This is a genomic window from uncultured Adlercreutzia sp. (assembly GCA_910585575.1).
GTDB lineage: Bacteria > Actinomycetota > Coriobacteriia > Coriobacteriales > Eggerthellaceae > Adlercreutzia.
Map to the genome: position 1 here is coordinate 1 of CAJUFS010000094.1, position 7,505 is coordinate 7,505.

Consider the following 7,505-nt stretch of genomic DNA (forward strand, 5'->3'; position numbering starts at 1 on the left):
GAACGGGCTGGTAGGAGATCGAGGGGATGCTGCCCCCATCAAAGTCACGCCGTCCTCCAAGGGCGCCTCCCCAATCGGCCGTTGCCGCGGCTGTTGGCGGTCGGTATAATGGCCGTATCAGGAAATTCGAGTCCCGACCAGGGGCGCGCCGGAGAGAGACGGCGCGAGGGCCCCGACGGGACATTCTCGGGATTGGGGAATCCGACGCCATGACCCGCGCTCAAGCGACATACTGCAACGTACATTCAGTGAGCACCCCCCCCCCAACGCATATTCTAGGGTAGACGTCACAGCCGTCCTCCGCATCGACGTCCATTCTGTACCACATCCCCCGCTAAAACCTTCTATATCGCCTGGCATCTTGCTCTTCAAAGCTGTTCCGCCAGAAGCTCAATGCCCCTCAGCCGAGCATAACCAGCGCCTTGCCATCGGCCGCGAGGCGCTAGGCAAGCGCGGCTCCGTCATCCCAAGGTGCCGACCTTCGCCCCTGCCCCTTCTTACCGGCAGAAAGCGCTACGGCAAAGAAAGGAGGGTTCCACATGATCGATCCACGCACCGACCTGCTTTTGAGCAAGTCAAAATTCGCCTTTATCCAAGACCAGGGATGCTGTGGTCGCACAGCCAATAATCCCGCAGATTTAGAATGGGCTGCGACCAAGGCATACCTGGATATGACACCGCGCACCATCAAAGGACTGGGCAGCGCAAACAACAAAACTCGGAAGGACATTAGACGTCTCACGGTAGCCACTGCAGGCGAAGTTGCCACCACGATTGCCCGCAACACACCCAGCGGAGCTCGGTGCCAAGAGGCCTTTGACGAGATTCACCGGGCCCTCTGCACCGACTTCCTCAACCGGCTCAACAGCATCTTTGAGCAGCGCAGCAATGAGCCCTCCATCAGCAGCCAATCATACGGCAAGGCTCAAAAGCTAGTGAACATGCTTTTCAAGTACCTTTCATGCTTCAGCGATATAGACAGCCGCAGCAGCTGGTTCGACCTCTGCCACATACCCATTGACGCCTACGTGCTCAGCTGGTGCAAGAAAAACGGAATAAGAGCTCGCGCATCATCGTGGAGCAAGCTGAGCGAAGAAGACTACGCGATGCTCCAGGAACGCATTCGCGTCAAACTCGCCGAGGGCACCCTTTCGATCGAAGGCATCCCCCTGCCGATCCGTCCCTTCGACGCTGAGTTCATCATCTGGTCCGAACAGCGCACACGCGCAAGAACTCGTAGTTAACCACATTCCCCGCAGATAACACGGAGAAAGGAAAGGAAATGGAGAGAGCAAAACGCTCGAGATACCAACATCGGGTGTTAAAAGTCACACTCGCGCTACTTCTTTGTATCGCCTGCGTGCCAGCGCAGGCCTTCGTGAGCACAAAGCAGGCATGGGCCGCTTCTACGCCTTACGCTGTTTACTATCAGGAACCCGATCGAGAAGGCTACACACTCGTCATCCAGGCATTTTCCAGCGCAAATGAAACCTATGGCGAAAAAATATGCGATTACGCCATCGAGGGAACCGGCAGCACGGTAGGAGACCCAAGCCTTAACGATCAAGTCACCAAAGCTGTCGCAAAAACCTGCTACAGCACTTCTGATGCCGGTAGTCGCACTACCCGATACAGCCTCTCCGATTGTTTTTCCGGCCTCAAAAACCTACGTGAAGCCCAAATAAACATCAGCCCTTTAGTTACATCCTCGACAACCTATATTAACCTTGGTTCAATGTTCAAGGATTGCACCGCACTTGAGCGTATCGACTGGAATCTTCCCTTCGATAAGCTTGGCTCAAATCTCTGCACCGTGTTTATGAGCCTCAACGGCATGTTTGAAGGATGCTCGTCGCTCAAAGTCGCAAGCTTAACCGGAGACATACGCTTCCAAAATCCAGCCAGTTCTTTGAACATGTCGAGGATGTTCAAAGACTGCACGTCTCTCACGGCATGCACTTTCCCAAGTATATCGTGCGGAAGCTCCGTGTACATGGACAACATCTTCGAAGGATGCTCATCCTTGGTCACGAATCCTGCCAGTCCCAGTATCAGTGGTGTCATAGGTGGAACTAATCGTTATTATGCCAAGCTTTATGCATCTGGCGCTTTCCGAAACTGCACCTCGCTCGAAACTGTCAACTTCTCAGCAGATAGGTGCGAAGGGGTTTTCGACGGCTGTACCTCGCTCAAGCAAATCAAGCAGCCCGTCTCCGAGGACCGGAAAAAGCTGCTCGAAGCAGAGCTCCCCGTCGTTGACTCTTTCTATATCCCTGGCGCTACAGGAAAATGGCTGAGCAGCGACGGCCAATGGATTCCCGAGATCATCGAAAACGATATCAAACCCGAATGGATTCAGCCAATAGAGGACGCCCGATACACGGGAAAGGAAATTACGCCATCTCTCGTAATCCAGGACGGCGCCGTTAAGCTTGAGCCCGGCAAGGACTTCACGGCAGCCTACGCCAATAACATTGAGCCTGGAACCGCGACAGTAACGATCACGGGCCGCGGCATTTACACGGGCACTGTCGATACCAGCTTCAACATACTTTCACCCGATACGGGCGACGACAATCCCAACGACACCGATTCCTCATCGCAACCCGGCGGTACCAAGCCTGGCACCACTACTGGCGGCAACTCCGAAAACCAGAGCGGCACCAAGCCCGGGAGCTCCAGCGGCAGCGGATCCAACAGTGGCAGTGGCAATGATTCCAGCTCAAGCACCGCCCCCAACCCCGGGAGCTCCACCGCCGCGATGGCCCCTCCCCTCTCGGGCATCACCGTGGGCGGCGCGGGGGCCGGCGGCGCTTCCCTGCCCACCGCCACGGCGGGGACTCGTCCGCCGGTGTCCATCGTGGTGGGCGGCAAGAAGCTCGTCGAGGGCGTGGACTTCACCGTGCGCCGCGTCGGCGGCGACAAGGTGGGCGAGGCGTACCTCGTGCTGACGGGCACGGGCCTGAGCAAGTGGACGCGCACCGTCAAGTACATCGTGCTGCCCGCCGGCACGACCGTTAGCAAGGCCACACTCGGCAAGAAGAGCACCAAGCTCGCTTGGAAAAAGCAGGCGAGCCAGACCGACGGCTATCAGGTGCGCTACTCCACCAAGAAATCCATGAAGAGCGCGAAGACGAAGACCGTCAAGGGAGCCAAGAAGACCTCAGCGAAGCTGCCGCGCGTCAAGACGGGCAAGAGCCTCTACGTCCAGGTGCGCACGTACAAGAAAGTGGGCGGCAAGACCTACTACTCCCCCTGGTCGGCGAAGACGCGCGTCTCGAACCCGCCGGCGACCTCCATCTCCAAGCTGAAGAAGGCCAAGCGCGGCTTCACCGTGAAGTGGAAGAAGCAGTCTAAGACGTGGACGACCGGTTACCAGGTGCGGTACTCGCTGAAGAAGTCGATGAAGGGCGCGAAGAAGCTGACGGTCAAGGGCGCCAAGAAGGCCTCGGCCAAGGTGTCGAAGCTCAAGGGCAACAAGAAATACTACGTGCAGGTGCGCACCTACAAGAAGGTGGGCAAGAAGACCTATTACTCCCCCTGGTCGAAGGCCAAGACCGTGAAGACGAAGAAGTAGCGAGGAGCGCTCACCCCACTACCCTTTCAAAGGTCTACCCAAGGACGCCGCTTTCCACCAGGCGGCGTCCTTCTTTTACGCCCGCCCCAACTTTGGCGCTGTAGCGGGCGGGGGCGGCATCCCCGGAGGGCACCGTCTGAACGCCAAAAGAAAAGGCGGCCGAAGGCCGCCAGGTAAAAGCATGAGGGAGCGCAGCGCACGAGCGAAGCGAGCAGCGGAGCGGCGCGTGCCCGGAGCGGGATGCCGCCCCCGCCCGCGGACGACCCCGAAAGCCAGGAGCGACCCGCGAGCGAGCCAAAGGCGAGCAAGCGGGAGCCGTCCTCCCGCAAGCAAAAGCCGCCCTACCCCTGCAGCATCTTCGCCATGGCCCAGAGCTCTTCCATCTCCTCGGTGCTCAAGTCCTCGATGCGGCGGTCCTGGCCGGCGGCGGCGCCTTCCATGAAAGCCCAGCGGGTGCGGAACTTCGCGCAGGTAAGGCGCAGCGATTCCTCGGCATTCACGCCCATTTTGCGCGCCACGTTCACCAGCGAGAACAGCACATCTCCAAACTCCAGGGCCACGGCCTGCTTGGCAGCCGGATCGGCGTCGCCGTCCACCTTGCCGTTAGAAGACTTGGGCGCCGCGGCGTAGGCCTCGCGCAGCTCGGCCACCTCCTCGGCCACCTTCTCCCACACCCCGTCGACGCTCTCCCACTCGAAGCCCGCTGCGGCGGCCTTCCGCGAGATCTTCTGCGCCTGCATGAGGGCCGGGAAGCTCTTTGGCACGCCGTCGAGCAGTCCCTCGGGCTCGTCAGCGTCGGCCTCGGCGGCACTGTCGGCCGCCTGCTTCTCGGCCATCTTCACCTGGTCCCACAGGTCCAGCACCTCGTTGGCGTCGGCCGCCTGGGCCTCGCCGAACACGTGGGGGTGGCGGCGTACCATCTTCTCGTTGATGTCGCGGCAGACATCGTCGATGGTGAACTCGCCGGCGTCGGCGGCGATTTGGGACTGCAGCACCACTTGCAGCAGCACGTCGCCCAGCTCTTCCCGCAGATGCTGCACCGACTGCGACTCAATGGCATCAACGGCCTCGTAGGCCTCTTCGATCATGTTGCTGGAAATGCTCTGATGCGTCTGCTCGCGATCCCAGGGGCAACCGTCGGGGGCACGCAGGGCCTCGATGGTTGCGACAAAATCGTTGAAGGACGGATGATCGGTAGCGACAACTTCAGCAACAAGCTTTTCGGTCATGACAGCTTCTTTCAAATCAGGGGCGACATAGCGCGCAGAAAACGCCTGGTTTCCCGCAGCGCCTTCTAGTTTTCTCAACAGCGCCGATTATACCTTCTCCTGCCCTAGCAATCCCGCGCTGTCTTAGCGTCAACAAGCCTATTTCGTCACTAAATCCCCATTTCGGAGCCTAAAAAGTGCATTTTTGACCACATCCGCGCACTTTCGGCGGAAAAACCGTGCATGAAACGGCCAAATTCTGTATTATCGTCTCTGCCAAAAGCAAGGACGCGCGGCACCACTCTTTCTTGTGCCCGCATCCTTAGGAAGTTTTCCCTGTTAAGAAACAGGGAACGAGAGAGAAAGAGTGTATTATGCCCGCACCGACAATGACCCCTGAGCAGCGCGCTGCCGCCCTCGAGAAGGCTCGTATCGTTCGCGCCAAGCGTTCCGAGATCACCAACAAGCTTTCCATGGGCCTGCTCACCCCCGCTGAGGTTCTGGACCAGACCGACGATCCGGTTATCGGCCGCATGAAGGTGAAGGCCTTCGTGAACGCCCTCCCCGGCTTCGGCAAGGTGAAGACCGAGAAGCTCATGGAGGAGCTGGGCATTCCGGCCGAGCGTCGTCTGCAGGGTCTGGGCTCCAACCAGATGCAGTCCCTGAAGGCTGCCCTGTCCTAAGCGACATTCGCCTACTTTCTCAAGCGCCAGTCTATAATAGGCTGGCGCTTTTGTTTTGCCCGAAACGCCCCTGCCCTACCCCCGCCGTCAGGAGGATCCATGCCCCTTATTCGCGTAGACTCGCTCGACGATCCGCGCCTCGACGCCTTCGCACGGCTGACCGAGGCGCAACTGCGCAGCAAGCTGGAACCCGAGCGCGCGCTGTTCATTGCCGAGTCGGGCAAGGTCATCGAACGCGCCTTCGCGGGTGGCATGGAGCCCCTTTCGCTGCTGATGGAGGAGAAATGGCTCGAGCCCATGGCGCCGCTCATTGCGCAGATGGAAGAGCGACGGCGCGCCCTGCCCGACGCAGCCGAGCTGCCCGTGTTCGTGGCGCCCCGCGACGAGCTGGCACGCCTCACGGGCTTCGAGCTGACCCGCGGGGCACTGGCCGCCTTCCGCCGCCCTCCCCTGCCCTCCCTGGCCGACACCATCGGCTCGGGGCGGCTGGTGGCAGTGCTGGAGGACATTACCAACCATACCAACGTAGGAGCTATCTTCCGCAGCGCCGCGGCCATGGGCGTCGATGCCGTGCTGGCGAGCCCCGCCTGCTACGACCCGCTGTACCGCCGCGCTGTACGCGTGTCCATGGGCACGGTCTTTCAGGTGCCGTGGACGCGCATTGGGAACCTCGACGAGCCCAACCGTCCCGGCGAGGGCACCTGGAGCGCCGAGGGCCTCGCTCAGCTGAAGGCCCTGGGATTCACCTGCGCCGCCATGGCCCTGTCCGACAACTCCATCACCCCCGACCAGCTGAACGAGCAGCTGGCCGCCCAGGAAGCTGCTACCGGTAAGCCGACAAAACTGGCGCTGCTCTTCGGCACGGAAGGCGACGGCTTGGCCCCCGCCACCATCGAGCGCTGCGACTACACGGTGCGCATTCCCATGGCCCCGGGCGTCGACTCGCTGAATGTAGCCGCCTCCAGCGCCGTGGCGTTCTATGCCTTCCGACGCCTGTCGAAACTGGGACGGACCGACGTATGAGCAAAACTATCCCAACGAAGCAAGGGCCCTGCCAAACTCCCTCGCACTCGTCCCTCCTGACGGCCGCTACCTGGATAGCGCGCCTGTGCTTCGCCTTCGTCTTCGTCGTGAACGTGCAGTGCGCCCTGGGGTTCGCCCTCACGCCCGAGGCTTATATGGGCGCCTACGAACTGACTGGTGTGCCCGGTCGCGTGGCGGCCCAGGGTGTCGGCATCGCCTTCCTTATGTGGAACTGCACCTATCCGGCCTTTATTGCAGCCCCGCGGCGCTTCACCGCCCTGGGCGTTGTCATCCTGGTCCAACAGGTGGTGGGGCTTATCGGCGAGTCGCTTATTCGCGCCACGCTCCCCGCCGGTCACGAGCTGTTGGCCTCCAGCATCAATCTGTTCATCACCTTCGATGCCGTCGGCCTCATTCTTATGGGCGTCTCCTTCGCCTTCCTTCGCATAGCAAAGGGGCGCTCCGAAGAGCGCCCCGAGAAGAGAGAAGGCTAAGTCTCGCGACTATTTCATGAGGTCAGCCACGGCCTGGGCGAAGGCCAGCGGGTTGTCGGGCAGGATGCCCTCCACCAGCAGTGCCTGATCGAACAAGATGCCGGCGTAGGTACGCACCTTGTCGTCGTCGCCGGCCTCGTGCGCCGCCTGCAGCGTGGCGAACACGGGGTGCTTGTCGTTTACCTCGAGTACCAGATGCAAGTCGGGCAGCTGCTCCGAGCCGGGCTGGCTCTTCAGCACCTGCACCATCTGCAGCGACACGCCGCCCTCGCTGGTGATGACCGCCGGCGCATCGGTCAGACGGGTGGATACCACCACGCGCTCGGCGCGGCCCTCCAGCGCCTCGCGCATCACGTCGAACAGCGCGGCGTTGCTCTCGGTGGCTTCCTCGGCCTGTTTCTTTTCCTCGTCGGTGGTCAGGCCCAGATCCTCGGCGCCCACATTCTTGATGAAGTAGGGCTGCTGGTTGTCCTCGTCGTCGTCCACCGCGTGCTCGCCGTAGGTGCCCATGGCCATCATG

General features: G+C 60.9%; 6 protein-coding genes and 1 pseudogene. 5 read left to right on the top strand and 2 right to left on the bottom strand.

Annotation, left to right across the window (positions count from 1 at the left end; translation table 11 throughout):
* Positions 1–539: 539 nt before the first annotated feature.
* A complete protein-coding gene (locus QZ307_RS10180) occupies positions 540–1,244 on the top strand; it encodes a hypothetical protein (RefSeq protein ID WP_295999525.1) in 705 nt (234 codons plus the stop codon).
* Between the two features lie 749 nt (positions 1,245–1,993).
* On the top strand, positions 1,994–3,577 hold the full coding sequence (locus tag QZ307_RS10185; protein WP_295999527.1) for a fibronectin type III domain-containing protein: 1,584 nt from the start codon (positions 1,994–1,996) through the stop codon (positions 3,575–3,577).
* 341 nt (positions 3,578–3,918) lie between these two features.
* Here the strand turns inward: QZ307_RS10185 and mazG are convergent, their stop codons facing one another.
* Positions 3,919–4,806: a nucleoside triphosphate pyrophosphohydrolase gene (gene mazG / locus QZ307_RS10190; protein ID WP_295999528.1), complete on the bottom strand. Its 888-nt coding sequence runs from the start codon at positions 4,804–4,806 to the stop codon at positions 3,919–3,921.
* Between the two features lie 353 nt (positions 4,807–5,159).
* Between mazG and mihF the strand changes: the two genes are divergently transcribed.
* From mihF to QZ307_RS10205, 3 genes are all read left to right on the top strand, one after another.
* The gene (gene mihF, locus QZ307_RS10195) at positions 5,160–5,468 is read left to right on the top strand and encodes an integration host factor, actinobacterial type (protein WP_295999530.1); all 309 of its coding nucleotides are present in this window, start codon (positions 5,160–5,162) and stop codon (positions 5,466–5,468) included.
* A 99-nt stretch (positions 5,469–5,567) separates the two neighbouring features.
* Positions 5,568–6,491: an RNA methyltransferase gene (locus tag QZ307_RS10200; RefSeq protein WP_295999532.1), complete on the top strand. Its 924-nt coding sequence runs from the start codon at positions 5,568–5,570 to the stop codon at positions 6,489–6,491.
* A complete protein-coding gene (locus QZ307_RS10205; protein WP_295999533.1) occupies positions 6,488–6,985 on the top strand; it encodes a hypothetical protein in 498 nt (165 codons plus the stop codon). Before QZ307_RS10200 ends, QZ307_RS10205 begins: the two co-directional genes overlap by 4 nt.
* Before the next feature lie 9 nt (positions 6,986–6,994).
* Here QZ307_RS10205 and QZ307_RS10210 read toward each other — a convergent pair.
* Positions 6,995–7,505: pseudogene (locus tag QZ307_RS10210) on the bottom strand (molecular chaperone HtpG); the annotation flags it as partial.

What these genes read in the sequence shown, in the direction of transcription:
- QZ307_RS10185 (WP_295999527.1), top strand. Translation starts at nt 1,994, where the DNA reads ATGGACAACATCTTCGAAGGATGCTCATCCTTGGTCACGAATCCTGCC.
- QZ307_RS10205 (WP_295999533.1), top strand. Translation starts at nt 6,488, where the DNA reads ATGAGCAAAACTATCCCAACGAAGCAAGGGCCCTGCCAAACTCCCTCG.
- QZ307_RS10200 (WP_295999532.1), top strand. Translation starts at nt 5,568, where the DNA reads ATGCCCCTTATTCGCGTAGACTCGCTCGACGATCCGCGCCTCGACGCC.
- QZ307_RS10180 (WP_295999525.1), top strand. Translation starts at nt 540, where the DNA reads ATGATCGATCCACGCACCGACCTGCTTTTGAGCAAGTCAAAATTCGCC.
- mazG (WP_295999528.1), bottom strand. Translation starts at nt 4,806, where the DNA reads ATGACCGAAAAGCTTGTTGCTGAAGTTGTCGCTACCGATCATCCGTCC.
- mihF (WP_295999530.1), top strand. Translation starts at nt 5,160, where the DNA reads ATGCCCGCACCGACAATGACCCCTGAGCAGCGCGCTGCCGCCCTCGAG.